The organism is Paenibacillus pasadenensis DSM 19293 (assembly GCF_000422485.1).
GTDB classification, from domain to species: domain Bacteria; phylum Bacillota; class Bacilli; order Paenibacillales; family Paenibacillaceae; genus Paenibacillus_O; species Paenibacillus_O pasadenensis.
On sequence record NZ_KE383848.1, the window covers coordinates 150537 to 166612 of the forward strand.

Genomic DNA, 16076 nt, shown 5'->3' on the forward strand with positions numbered 1-16076 from the left:
TCCCGAAATGATCTCGGGGTTAGCATGCCAGATCCCGGCTGGAAACATGTAGCCTAGGCGGACGTCGGACGGGGAAGCCCCGCGCTCGTCTCCAGCGCGGGCAGCGATACGGCGACTTCCGTGCCCTCGCCGATCTTGCTCCGCACGACAAGCGAGCCGCCGTGGTTGTTCACGATCCGCTGGCTGACCATGAGGCCGAGGCCGTTGCCCTTCGCCTTGCTCGTGTAGAAAGGCTCGCCGAGCCGCGCGAGCTGCTCTTCGGAGATGCCGACGCCTTCGTCGCGGATCGTGACCACGGCCTGCCCAGGCAGCGGGCAGCGGAGCGTCACGCTCAGCCGGCCGCCGCGCTCCGGCATCGCCTCGATGCCGTTCTTCATCAGATTGAGGAATACCTGCTTGAGCTGGTTCGGCTCGCCGGCGACGACCGGATCGCCGCCGAGCTCCATCCGCACGCGCACGTCGTTCAGCAGCGCCTCCGGCTCGATCAGGGCGGCCATATCCTCGAGGATCGCCTTGAGCCGGCAGTCCTGGAAGCGGTCGGCCTGGGGCTTGGCGAGCACGAGGAACTCGCTCACGATGAAATTGATGCGGTCGAGCTCCGCCAGCATGATCGTATGGTAATACGGCGCGAGCGTCTTGCCCTCGAGCTGCATCTGCACGAAGCCGCGCAGCGTCGTCAGCGGATTGCGGATCTCATGCGCCACGCCGGCGGCGAGCTGTCCGACGATCGACAGCTTCTCGGCGCGCCTCAGCAGCTCCTCGGTCTGCTTGCGGCTCGTCATGTCGCGGGTGATGCACGATACGGCGATGATTTCGCCGTGCTGGTCGCGCACCGGCGAGGCCGTCGTGCTGACATCGATGCGGCGGCCGTCGCGCGTCTGCATCCACGTCTCCGCGTCGACCCAGGGCACGCCGAGCAGCACGCTTTCGATCATGCGCTCGAGATTGCAGCGCTGCTCTTCCGGCAGCACGGCCATGCCGCCGGGAGCCTTGAGCTCCGCCTCCGTCCAGCCGAACATCGCTTCATAGGCCCGGTTGGCGCTGATGAGTCCGCCCCTCAGATCGTAGCTGTGGATGGCGTCCCTCGTATGAGTGACGAGCGATTCGAGATATTCCTTCGTCCGGCGCAGCTCCTCCGCGGAATCCTTGAGCCGGTTCGTATAGGAGTCGAGGCTCGTCGCCATGACGTTGACGCTGGAGGCGAGCTCGCCGATCTCGTCGTTTGAGCGGACCGTGACGGGCTGGCTGAAATTTCCGGCGGCGAGCTGATTGACGCGGCGCACGACAAGCTTGAGGCTGCGCACGGCGACGCCGGCGAGCGCATAGCTGACGATGACGGTCATGACGACGAGCATGAGGGAGATGGCGAAAAGCAGCAGCAGCTGCTGGCGCAGGTCGCGGCTGAATACCGATTTGTCGATCGTGACGATGAGCGCGTAGTCCCGGATGTTGTCGACCGAGTACGGAATATATCCGCGCAGCGCCGGCATGTCCCCGATCGTCGTGTCGACGGTGATCGGCTCGCCGGAGCGCACGGCCTGACGGATGTGGCCGTAGTCCTCCGGAGCGGCCAGCCGGTAGCTGCCGAACTCCAGCGCGCTTGAAAAATCCAGCCGGCCGTCGTCGTCGCCCGCGCCGCCGGAGCCGGGCGGGGGAATGAGGCTGTAGTTGAAGCCGCTCAGCTCCACCAGCCCGGGGATGCGGACAAAGGAGCTGCCGAGCTGAAGCTCTCCGGGCTGCTTGCCGCTGCGGATGGCCGCCGAGCTTTCCAGGGTGAGGCGGATCAGGTAATCCATCGTGCCGTCGTAATAATAGCTGGTCATGACGGTCCTGCCTTCGTCGAGCACGGTCGCGCCGCTCGCCCAGAAGTCCTGCAGGCTGGTGCCTCCGGGCAGCGTGACGTAGCGGCTGCGGTAAAGCTGCCGCAGCGCGTCGTAAGGCGGCGCGACGGCGGACAGCGTCGTTCCCGCCTCGCCGGGGCGGGTGCTTTTCACGATCTGCATTTCCCCGTCCACGGGAAGGATGAGCGCGATATTGTCGAGGCCGAGCTTGCTGCGCGACTCCTCCAGCCGGGCGGACTCGGCGGCGCCGGCTTTGTCTCCGATCAAGGCGCGGACGGCGATCGAGGCGACGCGCAGCCGCTCCGACTGCCCGAGCTCCAGGTGGTAGTTTTCCTTGAGGACGGGCGTCAGCGAGCCTCGGATCTGGTCTCCGGCGGAGAGCAGCTGGCGCTCGGCCGCATGGCGGCTCTGGTTGCCGGTATACAGGTAGAAGACGAGGAGATTGAGAGCCAGCATGATCGTCACGACGGCAAAAATCAATGCGGACAGCTTGAGCTTGATGGACATGCCGGTATCCCTCTCTTCGACTGGAGCCTGGGGGGTCGGTCCGTACATGGCGCCGTCCCTCGCCGCTAGCCGACGCCGGTCCAGAACATGTCCATGATCGGTCCGGCCAGCTCGGACGGAGAAGCGTACATGTTCTTGGCGGCCTGGCGGTTGCCGATCATGAGCAGGGCGGTATAGGAGTGGGCCATGAGCATCGGATTTCCTTTTCGGATCTCTCCGCCCTCGATCGCCCGTTCAAAATGGATGGCAAGCAGGTCGTGCAGCTCCTGCTCGGCTTCCCGGATCGCCGTCCGCTGTCCTTCGTCGAGGTAGTGGGACGCCTCGCGCATGAGCGCTTCGAACTCGATGTGCTGAATCCGCGACAGCCTCCGTTCGGCAACCTCCAGCAGGCGCTGGCGCAGGCTCTTGCCCTCCTGCTCCAGCACGCGCAGCGTCCCGGCGAGAGCGAGCTGCAGCATGCGGATGACGGCAGCCGTGAACAGCGCCGGCTTGCCCTCGAAGTGGTAGTAGACGGAAGCCTTGGTCACGCCGCAGCGCTCGGCGATGCCGCTCAGCGAGACCGCTTCGTAGCCTTCCTCCATGAACAGGACGGAAGCCGTCTTCAGAATCTCGTCCCGCACCGGCATGCGGTCCTCCCGGCGGGGACGCCCGGGGGAGCGGCGCTGCGGCTCGCGGGACTCGGCGCCGGGACGGACGGCTCCGTCAGGCGCGGAATCATGGGGATGGGACATGGGCTCGTCCTCCTTTTCCTTGTCGTCTGTTGAATATTAACCATTGGGTATATATAATGATCTCAATCGGACCGGTCGCTTCTTTTACCCGTGAAATGGGGAGAAGAGGAAGAGCTGTCTTGGAGATTACATTTTACCATGAATGCGGCTGGAATGGATGAAGGGCAAGCCGGGCGAGGGAGAGATGGAACATGGCAAGACCAAGATCATGGATCGCTTGGACGACGAGCCGCCGGGGGCGCCGGATCACGCTGGCGGCGTGGGCGGCGGCCGCCGCGCTGCTGATGCTGCTGCTGCCGGGAGTGCGGTCGCAGGCGGACAGCAACGCGCCGAACTTCAGCGCGGACAAGCCCTCGGTGCAGGCCGAGAAGCTGCTCGCCGAGCAGTTCCAAAACGAGGAAGGCACGCCGGCGCTCGTCGTCTGGCATCGGGCGGGAGGGCTGTCGCCGGACGATCTGAAGGCGATCTCGGCGATCTCGGCCGACGTGGCCGCCTCGCCGCTGCCGGGACAGCGCTCGGCGCTGCCTCTGCATGAGCTGCCGCCGCCGGCGCTGGCCGCGCAGCTGTCGGAGGACGGCAGCACGCTCGTCTGGCCGGTGGTGTTCCAGCCGGACGCGCCGACGGAAGAAATCAAGCAAGGCGCGGAGCAGTTGAAGGAGCGAACGGAGAACATTTCCGGATCGCCGGCGTTCGAGGCGGACACCGCGGACGGGGCGGCGCTGAGCGCCCGCCTGACCGGGCCGGCGGGCATCTCCGTCGATGCGACCGAGCTGTTCGGCAGCGCGGACGTGTCGCTCATGATCGCCACCGTCGTGCTCGTGCTCGTGTTCCTGCTCGCGATCTACCGCTCGCCGGTGCTGGCGCTGATCCCGCTCGTGGCGGTCGGCTTCGCCTACGCCGTCACCGATCCGCTGCTCGGGTACATGGCGTCCCAAGGCTGGATCGACGTCGACTCGCAGGCGGTGGCGATCATGACGGTGCTGCTGTTCGGGGCCGGCACGGACTACTGCCTGTTCCTCGTCAGCCGCTACCGCGAGCTGCTGGCCGAGGAGCGCAGCCCGTCGGCTGCGCTGCGGGCCGCGCTCGGAAGCTCCGGCGGCGCGATCGCGATGAGCGGCCTGACGGTCGTCATCGCGCTGCTGACGCTGCTGCTCGCGCAGTACGGCGTCGTCAAGCGCTTCGCCGTGCCGTTCAGCCTGTCGATCCTCGTCATGGCGCTGTCGAGCCTGACGCTGCTGCCGGCGCTGCTCTCGATTTTCGGCCGAGGCTCGTTCTGGCCGTTCGTGCCGCGCACGCCGGAGATGGCGGAGGAGCGGGCGCGCCGCAAAGGCAAGCCCGCTCCGAAACGGACCGGGCGCAAGGGTCCGGGCTTCACCGGCCGCCTCGTCGTGCGCCGTCCATGGACGGTCACGCTCGTCTCGGTCGCGCTGCTCGGGGTGCTCGCCCTGTTCAGCACGCAGGTGAAGTTCACGTTCGACATCCTGTCCTCGTTCCCCGAGGAGATGGAGTCGCGGCAGGGCTTCGCCCTGATCGGCGACAACTTCTCGGAAGGCACGCTTGCTCCCGTGACCGTGATGGCGCAAGGGGAAGCGGGAGCGATTCCGCCGGTCGCCGAGAAGCTGCAGGCGCTCGGCTCGGTCGCCAAGGTCGGCGAGCCGGCGGAGGCCGCCTCGCAGCCGGGCCTGCGCGCCTGGAAGGTCGAGCTGGCGATGAATCCGTACTCGCAGGAGGCGATGGACGCGCTGCCGGCGATCCGCGAGGCGGCGGAGCAGGCGATCGGCGGCGCAGACGCGGCGGACCGCGTCTGGCTGGCCGGCCAGACCGCCGTCCAGTATGATACGCGCGAGGCCGAGGCGGTCGACCAGCAGGTCATCATCCCTCTCGTCATCGTCCTCATCGCCGCGCTGCTGCTCGTCTACCTGCGCTCGGTGACGGCGATGGTCTACCTGATCGGGACGGTCATCCTGTCCTACTTCGCCGCGCTCGGGCTCGGCTGGCTCGTGCTGCACGAGCTCATGGGCGTCGATGCGATCCAGGGAGCGATCCCGCTGTACGCCTTCGTGTTCCTCGTCGCGCTCGGCGAGGACTACAACATCTTCATGGTATCGAGCATCTGGAAGAAGCGCCGGAAGATGCCGCTGAAGCAGGCGATCGCCGAAGGCGTGAGCGAGACCGGCCCGGTCATCACCTCGGCCGGCCTCATCCTGGCGGGCACGTTCGCCGTGCTGGCGACGCTGCCGATCCAGGTGCTGCTGCAGTTCGGCCTCATCACCGCGCTCGGCGTGCTGCTCGACACGTTCGTCGTGCGGCCGTACCTCGTGCCGGCGCTCACCGCGCTGCTCGGCCGCCGCGCTTTCTGGCCCGGCGAGCTGTCGCGCTTGCCGGAGGACGAAGTTCCGGCCGCCGCAGGCGCTGCGGCCGCAGCGGCAGCCGCCGCGAAGCGGGGCTGACTCGCCGATGTAGCGCGGCGGGTGGCCCGTTGCTGTAGCGCGGGTAACCGGCCGCTGAAGTGCAGGTGACTCGTCGCTGAAGCGCGGGTAACCGGCCGCTGAAGTGCAGATGACTCGTCGCGAAGCGCGAGTGTCCCGTCGCTGTAGAGCGGCTGAACGGCCGCTGAAGTGGGCCGACCGGCCAGCAGGCCGTGCTTTTCGCCTCCAACCCCCCTAGGGAATTTTCTGAGCGGGGGTTTTGTTAATCCGCAGGCTGCCGTCCTTGTACGAGTCCGACTCTAGTTATGGACAGCCAGGGCTGGAACGTTCTATAGACGCATGTGGTTTAAAGCGTGTGAATTCGAGAAGGAGATGCGCGGAAAAACCGAGCAACTCGGCACGAACAGGCGGTCCAACGGGGGAGATGCGCGGAAAAACCGAGTACCTCGGCACGAACAGGCGGTCCAGCGGGGGAGATGCGCGGAAAAACCGAGTACCTGTTAGGGAACGTGTGCAGGCAGCAGCGCTCGGACGTATCCGATTAGCTAAACCAGCCGGCGCTCGCGCTGCTCTTCGCAGGAGAAGCGCGTGCAGAGAGGTACAGCCGCCGAGAAGGGCGGCGAAACAGAAAAAATAGCCGAAAAATCGGCTATCTCTCCAGCCGCATCGGCCGCATCTTCAGTCCATCTCATAAATCGACCCCGACTTGCTGGCGAACAGCTCGGCGTACACCTTCTCGGCGTAGGCGTCGGTCATGCCGGCGATGTAGTCGGCGACGAAGCGCGGCCAGCTCCACTTGGCGCTGTGGCGCTCGTAATTCTGCAGCCAGTCGGTAGGGATGATGAGCCGGCCGGTCTCCGGCCGGATGAAGCTGTCCCACAGCCGCTGGATCATGATCTCGCTGCGCATCTGCAGCCGTTGGACGCGGAAGTCCTTGATGAGCGTCACCCAGGCGAGCTTTTTCAGAATCTCCATCGTCCGCAGCAGCTCGTAGTCGCATGCCCCGTCGCGCACGAACGTGACGCGCTTCCAGCCGCCCTCGTCGATGATGCCGATCCGCCCGGCGAACGTGCTCACCCAGCGCGCCTTGATCTCGCGGCGGGTCCGCGACGACTCGCGGCCGCAGGCGAGATAGATCTCTTCCCACTGGCCGATGAACGCGTCCAGCACGCGGCGCACCATCGCGGGGATGTCCACTTCCTCCCAGTGGAAGTCCTGATTGCCCTCGTCGTCGACGATTTCCTGGACGAGATGCGTCTGCAGGAACTCGCTTTCGAAAAAGCTGCGGTTCATGTCGATCTTGCCCGCACGGATGCCATCCTCGATGTCATGCGTCGAGTAGGCGATGTCGTCGCACAGGTCCATCAGCTGCGTCTCGAGCGTGCGCGCGCCCTCCGGCATTTGCCAGCGCTCGCGCAGCTCGCGGATGACCTCCCACTCGGGAGCGTAGGCGCCCTTGATGCGGCCGGGCTCGTCGAGGTTGTACGGATACTTGTTGACGGCCAGCAGCACGGCGGCGGTCAGGTCGAGCCCGCTGCCGCTGCCGGCGCGCTTTTCGAGGAACATGAGGATGCGGAAGTTCTGGGCGTTGCCCTCGTACTTCATGCCGTACTGTTCCTGCAGCAGCCGGTTCAGCACCTCTTCGCCCCGATGGCCGAAAGGCGGGTGGCCGAGGTCATGCGCGAGCGCCGCGCATTCCACGACGGCCGGACTGACGACCAGGCCCGGATGCTCGCCCTGCTCGACGAACGGATAGTGCTTGGCCAGCCGGCGCGCCGCCTCGCGGGCGATCTGCGACACCTCGAGGGAATGCGTCAGCCGCGTCCGGTAGTAGTCGCCCGATCCGGCGCCGAACACCTGCGATTTGCCTTGCAGCCGGCGGAATGCCGGCGATTGGATGAGCCGCGCGTAGTCGCGCTCGTATTCTTCCCGTTCCTCGCTGAAGGTGCCAAGGGCCGGTTCGTCCAGTCTCATATGCCGAATATCCATCTGCTGCCGCGTCCCCCTTGGCCGTGCCGAGTATTTTGCAAATTGTAGCATGAAGCGCGGGCGCTCCGGTAGAGCAAGCTGTCCCGCAGGACAGCCGCCATGGGAGCCCTGCCGTGCGGCGCAGCCAGCTCGCCATGCTGAAGAAGCCCTGCCGTGCGGCGTGGCCGGCCCGCCTGTGCCGCACTCCTTACAGCGCCGGCAGCCTCGCCATCGTCTGGCGCACGATCGCGCAGGAGCGCTCGAACAGCTGCCGCTCCGCCTCGTTCAGCCGCAGCTCCAGCACCTCCTGGATGCCGCCGCGCGAAAGGATGGCCGGCACGCCGATGCCGATGTCCCGCTGCCCGTACTCCCCGTCGAGAATGGCCGACACGGCCATGATCCGATGGTCGTTGTTCAGGATCGAGCGGGCGATCGCGGTCAGCGCGGCGGCGATGCCGTAGTGGGTGGAGCCTTTGCCGAGCAGGATCTCCCAGCCCGCATTGCGCGTGCGCAGCGCGATCTCGTCGAGGCTCAAGTCCCGGAACCGCTCGGGGTGCTGGGCCAGGATGTCCGCGAGCGGCTTGCCGCCGACCGTCACATGCGACCAGACGGGGAACTGGGACTCCCCGTGCTCGCCCATGACGTAGCCGTGCACGCTGCGCGGATCGACCGGCAGATGCTCGGACAGCAGCGTCTTCAGCCGGGCGGTGTCGATCGAGGTGCCGCTGCCGACGACGCGCTCGCGCGGCAGGCCCGACAGCTTCCAGACGACGTAGGTGACGATGTCGACCGGATTGGCCGCCACGAGGAAGATGCCGTCGAAGCCGGTTCCCATGATGCGCTCGATCATGCCCTGATACAGCCCGTAGGAGGAGTCGAGCAGATCGAGCCGCGTGCGGCCGTCGCCCGGATTCTCTCCCGCGCAGAGGAGGATGAGGTCCATGTCGCCGCATTCGTCCAGCGATCCGGCCCGCACCTTCGTGCGCGAGTGGCTGAAGTCCACGCAGTGGGAAAGGTCCAGCGCCTGGGCTTGCGTCCGCTGCTCGCTCCGGCCGACGAGCAGGATCTCGTCGCATACCGACTGGTTGAGCATCGCGTAGGCGCAGCTCGCCCCGACCTGACCGGCTCCGATGATGGCGGCCTTGCGCAGTTTTCCCGTCATGTCCATCCGCTCCTTCGCTCGGCTTCGGAGCCTCGCCCCGATTCGCCGGTATGGAACAAAATATGCCCGATCGCCCGTCCAGTGTCAAATAAATGTTAGCATAGATCACATAATCATCGAAAGGCCCGTACATAGCCGCGCCCGTGCGGCCGACCGGCCGCCGTCATCCAGCGAGGCGCCGCGCGCTGGGAGCTGCGCGAGGCGGATACGAGCCGGAGTCAAAAAGGCATCCTCCGCGTCCAGTCACGCAGAAGATGCCTTTTTTGGAACGGACTCGTGCCTCGCGCGCAAGCAGCCGCGCCTCTCGCAACGACTCTCGGATCCAGCCGCGGCCCGCGGAGCCGCGCCTCCGGCTCGCATCGGCCCTCCGCTTACCCCCGGCGCTCCGCCGCGTCGCGGATGAGCCGGTGCAGCAGCGGCAGCGGATCGGCCGGAGCGGCCGCCGCCATGCGGGCGTCCAGCTCCGGGCCGCTGTCCGCAAGAGCGCGCAGCTCCTGCATCAGCGTGACGGTGGACAGCTTCTCCTCCGGCAGCACCCGAGCCAGACCGGCCGCCTCGAACGAGGCGGCGTTGCGGATCTGGTCGCCGCGGCTCTGCGCCAGCGTCAGCGGCACGAGCAGCATCGGCTTGCGCAGCGCGAGCAGCTCGAAGATCGCGTTGGCTCCGGCCCGCGAGAGCACGGCGTCCGCCAGCGCCAGCACGTCGGGCAGCTCCTCGGACAGGTACTCGAACGAACGGTAGCCGTCCGTGGCCTCCATCAGCTCGGAGCCGCCGCCGTCCGCTTCCTCGGAGCCGCCCGTCCCGGCCGGCCTCGATGCCTCTGCGCCTGTCGCGGAGCGTCCGTCCGCCGGAGCCGCCGGCCCCAAATCTCCGCCTGCGGCGGGGGCGATCGGCGCGCCGCCGATGCGGACGATCGGCCCGCTCGGCTGGAGGGCCGGATCCCGCGGAGCGGCTCCCGCCGCCGCTTGAGCCGGCGCCTGCCCTTTGCCGCGCAGATGCACGACCTGCCAGCGCGGCAGCAGCTCCGGGAGCGCCTCGTAGATCGCCTCGTTGAGGCGGCGCGAGCCGAGGCTGCCGCCCATGACGAGCAGCACGGGGCGGCTGCGGTCGAAGCCGCACAGCCGCCGGCCGCGCTCGGCGTCGCCGCTGTACAGCTCCGGACGCACGAGCGGGCCGGCCTGCACGACCTTGGCGCTTTTGATGTAGGCGGCCGTTTCCGGGAATGTCGTGCAGACGGCCGTCGCGCACGGAATCGCGATCCGGTTGGCGAGGCCCGGCGTCACGTCGGACTCGTGGATGATCGCCGGCACGCGGTTCAGCTTGGCGGCCAGCACGACCGGCACGCTGACGAAGCCGCCCTTGGAAAAGACGACATCCGGCTTCAGCTTCCGGATAAGCGAGGCCGCCTGCACCAGCCCCTTGCCGACGCGCAGCGCGTCGGTGACGTTTTTGCGGTCCCAGTAGCGCCGCAGCTTGCCGGTCGAGACGGAGTGGTACGTCACGCCGTCGATCGGCTCGATCAGGGAGCGCTCGATGCCGTCCCGCGAGCCGATGTAGTGCACGCTCCAGCCGTCCGCGAGGAGGCCGGGGATGAGCGCCAGATTGACGCTCACATGGCCCGTCGTGCCGCCGCCGGTGAGCACGATGCGCTTGCGCTTGCCGCGGCTCGGCAGCGCCGTTCCGCCCCGATGGCCGGCTTCATCGCGCTCGGCATCCGCGCCCCGGAGCTCCATGTCGGCGCGCTCCGCCTCCGCGACTGGCGCGCCCGCCGCTTCCTTTCGGTTGTGCTCCATGCGCTAGCCCCGTTCCCAGGCTTCGCGCCGCAGGACGCGCACGCCCTCCGGTCCGGCGATGTAGGCGGCATCGGCCATGCCGACGAACAAGCCGGTCTCCAGCACGCCGAGCAGCCCCTTGAGCTCGCGGTCGAGCGCGCCGGGATCCTCGATCAGGCCGAAGTCGCAGTCGAGCACGTAGTTGCCGTTGTCGGTGACGACCGGCTGGCCGTCCCGCTCGCGGCGCACGGCGCGGCAGCCGGCGGCCTCGACGCGGCGCGCGGTCGAGCGCCAGCCGTACGCGGCGATCTCGACCGGCACGGTGAACGCGCCGAGCTTGCCGACCGCCTTGGACTCATCGGCGACGATGACGAGCCGCTTGGACACGGCCGCCACCATCTTCTCGCGGAAATGCGCCGCGCCGCCGCCCTTGATGAGCGCCAGCTCCGGCGTCACCTCGTCCGCGCCGTCGATCGTGACGTCGAGCGGCTCGAGCTCCGACAGCTCCGCAAGCGGAATGCCGAGCTCGAGCGCCAGCTTCTCGGTCGCGTCCGAGGTCGGCACGCCCGTGAAGCGCAAGCCTTCCTCCTTCATGCGCCGTCCCAGCTCCAGAATCGTATAGTAGACGGTCGATCCCGTTCCGAGTCCGACCTTCATGCCGCTCGCGACCGCTTCGGCCGCCTGGATGCCCGCCGCCTGCTTGAAATTCATCGTTTCGTTTCCTCCCGATTCGTTGGTCTGTCCGCACGGGTCAAGCTCTTCGCGCGTCACCTGTCTCTTTCGCACATTAGACGGTTCCGAAAGCCTTGTCAAATGCGAACAAGCCCTTTTGCCGCCGCCCGCGCGAACTTTTTCTGCGGCGGCCGGCCCGCGGCCCCTGCTATCCGGCCGGCCAAGTCTGGTATACTGGAAGATGCCGGCTTCTCCCGCCTTCCGCGGGCTGCGGAGCCGCCACTTGAATCTCCAGACAGGCGGGTGCCGAGTTGATCTACTTCCAGCAGGCCTATTCCCTTTTTTATGTGCTCAATATCGTTCTGGCCATCGCGGTCATCTTCCTCGAGAGGCGCAACATCGCCTCGACCTGGGCATGGCTGATGGTCCTTTATTTCCTGCCCGGCATCGGCTTCGTGCTCTATCTGCTGCTCGGGCAAAACCTCAGCCGCCGCAAGATCTACAAGTTCAAGCTGAGCCAGCTCAAAAATGCCCGCCAGCGGCTGAAGACGCAGCAGCGCATCGTCGAGAAAGGATTGTATTCCTTCAACGACCCGCTCATGACCTATTACCAGGATATGGTCTACATGAACCTGGTATCGAGCGACGCGCTGTTCACGCAGGACAACGAGGTCGAGGTGTTCACCGACGGCGAGCGCAAGTTCGACTCTCTGCTGCGCGACATCGAGGAAGCGACGCATCATATCCATCTGATGTATTACATCATCCGGGCGGACAAGCTCGGCAAGCGCGTGCTGCACACGCTTTGCCGCAAGGCGGAGGAGGGCGTCGAGGTGAGGCTCATCTACGACGACATCGGCAGCATCCGGCTGAATAAGAAATACTTGCGCATGCTGCTCCGGGCCGGCGGCCAGGTAGGCGCCTTCTTCCCGTCGAAGATCTTCTTCATCAATCCCCGGCTCAACTACCGCAACCATCGCAAGATCGTCGTCATCGACGGCAAGATCGGCTATGTGGGCGGATTCAACATCGGCGACGAGTACGTCGGCAAGGTGAAGCGCTTCGGCTTCTGGCGCGATACGCATCTGCGCATCCAGGGCGGGGCGGTGGCGCAGCTGCAGGGCCGGTTCCTGCTCGACTGGAGCCTCGCCTCGACGCAGCCCTTCCTGACCGACAGCCGCTACTATCCGGCGCCGGAGGCGGGCGGCAGCGTCGGCATGCAGATCATCTCCAGCGGCCCGGACTCCGAGTGGCAGCATATCAAGAACGGCTACATCAAGATGATCAACTCGGCCAAGATGTCGGTGATGCTGCAGACGCCGTACTTCGTGCCGGACGACAGCCTGCTCAGCGCGCTCAAGATGGCCGCTCTGTCCGGCGTCGACGTCAAGGTGATGCTGCCGAGCAAGCCCGACCATTTCTTCGTCTACTGGGCGTCGCACTCGTACTTCGGCGAGCTGCTCTCGGCGGGCGTGAAGTGCTATCTGTACGAAAACGGCTTCCTGCACGCCAAGACGCTCGTCGTGGACGGCAACATCGCCTCCGTCGGCACGGCGAACATCGACATCCGCAGCTTCAAGCTGAACTTCGAGGTCAACGCGTTCATCTACGACTCCGCGACGGCCATGCGGCTGCAGCGGATTTTCCAGGACGACCTGCTCCATTGCCGGGAGCTGTCGCTGGAGGATTACGATTCCCGCTCGCTCTGGAACAAGTTCAAGGAATCGGTCAGCCGGCTGCTGTCGCCGATCCTCTGACGCGAGGTATGGTATAATAGAGTCTTATCCACAGAAAGGATGGTTCCCATGTCCCTGGACGTTACCGCCGTCGGCAAGGCCATCCTGGATCAAGAAGACCGCCTTGCCGAGCGGATCACCCGCCTGCAATACGAGCGTCAGCCCGAGCTGCAGCAGAAATTCGGCGAGATCGGCTGGATCAAGACGAAGCAGGATACATCCTATACGCTCAAGTACCTCGCCGAGAGCATCCACCTCGAAAGCCCGCTGCTGTTCTCCAGCTACATGACCTGGCTGAGGGTGCTGCTGCAGCAGTACCAGGTCTGCACCGAGGACCTGTACGTCAACATCCTCTGCTTCCAGGAAGTGCTGCGGCAGGAGCTGGACGAGGAGACGTACCGCTATGCCACCCCTCATCTCGAGGCGGCGCTGCGCCAGCTCGGCTCGGATGCCGAGCAGCAAGGCTCCTATCTTGAGGAGAGCGGCATGGCCGCGGAAGCGACCGCCTATACCGAGCTGCTGCTGGAAGGCCGCCGGGCCGAAGCGAGCCGGCTCGTCATGGATCTCGTCGATGGCGGCGTGCCGCTGCAGACGATCTATCTGGACATTTTCCAGCAATCGCAGTACGAGATCGGCCGGCTCTGGCAGACGGGCCGCATCACGGTCGCCCAGGAGCATTACTGCAGCGCGGCTACGCAGCTCGTCATGTCGCAGCTGTTTCCTTACCTGTTCAACCAATCCCGCAAGGGACTGAAGCTCGTCTCGGCCTGCGTCGGGGGCGAGCTGCATGAGATCGGCCTGCGCATGGTGACGGACATCTTCGAGCTGAACGGCTGGGATACGTACTATGTCGGGGCCAACGTGCCGGCGCGCTCGCTCATCGAGCTGCTCAAGGACTACAAGGCCGACGTGCTCGCGATCTCCTGCACGATGACCTATCACGTCAGCCTCGCCCGCGAGCTGATCGCCGCCGTCCGGCAGGATCCGGACATCGGCGGCATCGTCGTCCTGGTCGGGGGCTATCCGTTCAATACCGACCGGGAGCTCTGGCGCGCGATCGGCGCGGACGGATATGGCCGCGACGCCGAGCAGTCCGTGCGTGTGGCGACGGAGCTGACCGGCCGAAAGGGGCGATCAGGCGCATGCCAGGCATGAATGCGGCTCCGCCGCAAGACCATCGGGTTGTCTCCCTGCTGTGCAAGCGGACGGGAGAGATCGCGCAGATCATCCGGGACGATTTCGGGCTTGCCCCTCATCTGGACGGGGGAGGCAGCGTCTTTTCCTTGATGGACGAGCAGAACCGGCTCAAGTTCCAGGATTTCCTGCTCCGGCTGGAGCGGGACAAGGCCGTCTACAACTGGGAGCTCAACCTGACGCTCGGAGGGCGCACGGAGCTGTTCTACTTCAACGGCGGCGTCGTGGACGACCGGCTGCTCGTCGTCGGCGCGACCTATCATCCGGGCTACTCTTATTTCTACGACGAGCTGACCAAGATCAACAACCAGCAGATGGTGACGCTGCGCGAGACGATCAAGAAGCTCTCGGGCCAGGTCGTCGAAAAGATGGAGCAGGAGCTGCGCGCCTTCGACGAGTTCTCGGCGCTCAACAACGAGCTCGTCTCGGTGCAGCGCCAGCTCGCCAAGACGAACATCGAGCTGAAGCTCGCCAAGGAAAGCGCCGAGCAGGCGAACCGCTCCAAAAGCGTGTTCCTCGCGACGATGAGCCACGAGATCCGTTCTCCGATGAACGGCATCATCGCGATGAGCGAGCTGCTGGCGCAGACCGAGCTGAGCGGACAGCAGCGGGAGTCGGTGTCGATCATCCTGGACTCCGGGCAGCTGCTGCTGACGATTCTGAACGACATCCTCGACCTGTCCAAGATCGAGGCGGGCGAAATGAGGCTCGATCGCGCCGAGTTCGACCTGCGGGCGGCGGTCCAGCATACGCTGGGGCTGCTGCAGTCCCGGGCGAAGCTGCAGCGGACGGCGCTGCGGACCTACATCGATCCGCGCATCCATCCGGAGGTGCTCGGCGACGGGGGACGGTTCCGCCAGATCCTGCTCAACCTCGTCGGCAACGCGGTCAAGTTCACGCAGGACGGCGAGGTGGAGACGCGCCTGTTCCTGCTGTCGCGCAGCGGCGGCCGGCAGCGGCTGCGGCTCGAGGTGCGGGATACCGGCATCGGCATTTCCGAGGAGCATGCCGGCAAGCTGTTCACGCCTTTTTTCCAGGTCGACCATTCCCTCACCCAGCGCTTCAGCAGCACGGGCCTCGGGCTCTCGATCACCAAGCATCTCGTGGAGCTGATGGGCGGGCAGATCGCCGTGGAAAGCAAGCTCGGCGAAGGCTCGGTGTTCGGCATCGAGCTGGAGCTGGAGCAGGCCGCCTCCCCTGCGGAGCCGGCGAACGGAGGGCGCTCCGCGGCGCGCAGCCGGCTGAAGGCCAAGGACAGCCGCTCCGTCATCCTGCTGGCCGAGGACAATCCGGTCAACCAGCATGTCGCTACGCTTCAGCTGCGCAACCTCGGCTTCGAGACCGTCGTCGTGGCGTCCAATGGCGAGGAGGCGATGGAGCTGTGGCGCCAGCATGAGCCGAGCCTCATCCTGATGGACAACCAGATGCCGCTCATGAGCGGCTTGGAGGCCGCGGCTGCCATCCGCGAGGAGGAGCGGCGCCAAGACATGCCGCGCGTGCCGATCGTCGCCTTGACGGCCGGCGCGCTTGCCTCCGAGCGCAGCAAGGCGTTCGAGGCCGGCATGGACGCCTTCCTGACGAAGCCGGTCACGCTCGACAAGCTGGCCGCCGCGCTGCTGGAATGGCTGCCCGATGCCCAAGGGCAGCAGGAGCTGCGGCAGCCGGGAGCGGACGAGGCCGAGGGGGCGGAAGCGGCGGAGCTGATCCACGTTGCGACGCTCGAGGACATCGCTCCGCGGCCCTGGAGCGCGGACGACCGCTCGATGCTGGAGCATCTGCTTGCGCTGTACGAGCAGGATACGCCGGCCAAGCTGCAGCAGCTTCGCGAGGCCGCCGCGCTGGACGAGCACGACCTCATGGAGCGGCTGGCGCACAACGTCAAGTCGGCCTCGCTCAGCATCGGTTTTGCCGGCGTGGCGAAGCTCGCCCTGGAGCTGGAGCAGAAGGCGAAGTATGGAGCCGGCGGCTACGAGCCGGAGCTTGCGCTGCTGGAGCTGCGCTACGGCGAGTCTTGCGCGGCTTGCCGGGGGCTTTTGGAAGAAGCATAGAAATGGATTGCGGCGC

Annotated in this window: 10 protein-coding genes; 4 read left to right on the top strand and 6 right to left on the bottom strand. The window is 66.3% G+C overall.

Translation table 11 applies throughout. The annotated features are described in order from the left end of the window. Positions 1-53: 53 nt before the first annotated feature. Positions 54-2348: an ATP-binding protein gene (locus H582_RS0113315; RefSeq protein WP_028598907.1), complete on the bottom strand. Its 2295-nt coding sequence runs from the start codon at positions 2346-2348 to the stop codon at positions 54-56. 65 nt (positions 2349-2413) lie between these two features. Next, complete coding sequence (locus H582_RS27515) at positions 2414-3079, bottom strand: TetR/AcrR family transcriptional regulator (RefSeq protein ID WP_052333231.1); 666 nt, start codon at positions 3077-3079, stop codon at positions 2414-2416. 191 nt (positions 3080-3270) lie between these two features. Between H582_RS27515 and H582_RS27520 the strand changes: the two genes are divergently transcribed. After that, a complete protein-coding gene (locus tag H582_RS27520; protein ID WP_052333232.1) occupies positions 3271-5529 on the top strand; it encodes an MMPL family transporter in 2259 nt (752 codons plus the stop codon). Between the two features lie 657 nt (positions 5530-6186). Here the strand turns inward: H582_RS27520 and H582_RS0113330 are convergent. The 4 genes from H582_RS0113330 to rpiA all read right to left on the bottom strand — a co-directional run bounded on the left by H582_RS0113330 (position 6187) and on the right by rpiA (position 11121). Next, positions 6187-7497: a deoxyguanosinetriphosphate triphosphohydrolase family protein gene (locus H582_RS0113330; protein ID WP_028598908.1), complete on the bottom strand. Its 1311-nt coding sequence runs from the start codon at positions 7495-7497 to the stop codon at positions 6187-6189. Positions 7498-7684: 187 nt separating this feature from the next. Continuing rightward, the gene (locus H582_RS0113335) at positions 7685-8638 is read right to left on the bottom strand and encodes an L-lactate dehydrogenase (protein WP_028598909.1); all 954 of its coding nucleotides are present in this window, start codon (positions 8636-8638) and stop codon (positions 7685-7687) included. Positions 8639-9009: 371 nt separating this feature from the next. Beyond that, a complete protein-coding gene (locus H582_RS32885; RefSeq protein WP_052333233.1) occupies positions 9010-10431 on the bottom strand; it encodes a glycosyltransferase in 1422 nt (473 codons plus the stop codon). Between the two features lie 3 nt (positions 10432-10434). Continuing rightward, the gene (gene rpiA, locus H582_RS0113345) at positions 10435-11121 is read right to left on the bottom strand and encodes a ribose 5-phosphate isomerase A (protein ID WP_028598911.1); all 687 of its coding nucleotides are present in this window, start codon (positions 11119-11121) and stop codon (positions 10435-10437) included. 272 nt (positions 11122-11393) lie between these two features. Here rpiA and cls point away from each other — a divergent pair, with 272 nt between their 5' ends. Genes cls through H582_RS27540 form a run of 3 tightly spaced genes read left to right on the top strand, consistent with a single transcriptional unit; the run spans position 11394 to position 16060 of the window. After that, complete coding sequence (gene cls, locus H582_RS0113350; protein WP_028598912.1) at positions 11394-12839, top strand: cardiolipin synthase; 1446 nt, start codon at positions 11394-11396, stop codon at positions 12837-12839. Between the two features lie 48 nt (positions 12840-12887). Further along, positions 12888-13973, top strand: coding sequence for a cobalamin B12-binding domain-containing protein (locus H582_RS27535; protein ID WP_043111313.1), 1086 nt, complete (start codon positions 12888-12890; stop codon positions 13971-13973). Next, on the top strand, positions 13961-16060 hold the full coding sequence (locus tag H582_RS27540) for an ATP-binding protein (RefSeq protein WP_052333234.1): 2100 nt from the start codon (positions 13961-13963) through the stop codon (positions 16058-16060). The genes H582_RS27535 and H582_RS27540 overlap by 13 nt, the downstream gene beginning before the upstream one ends. The last annotated feature ends 16 nt before the right edge of the window (positions 16061-16076 follow it).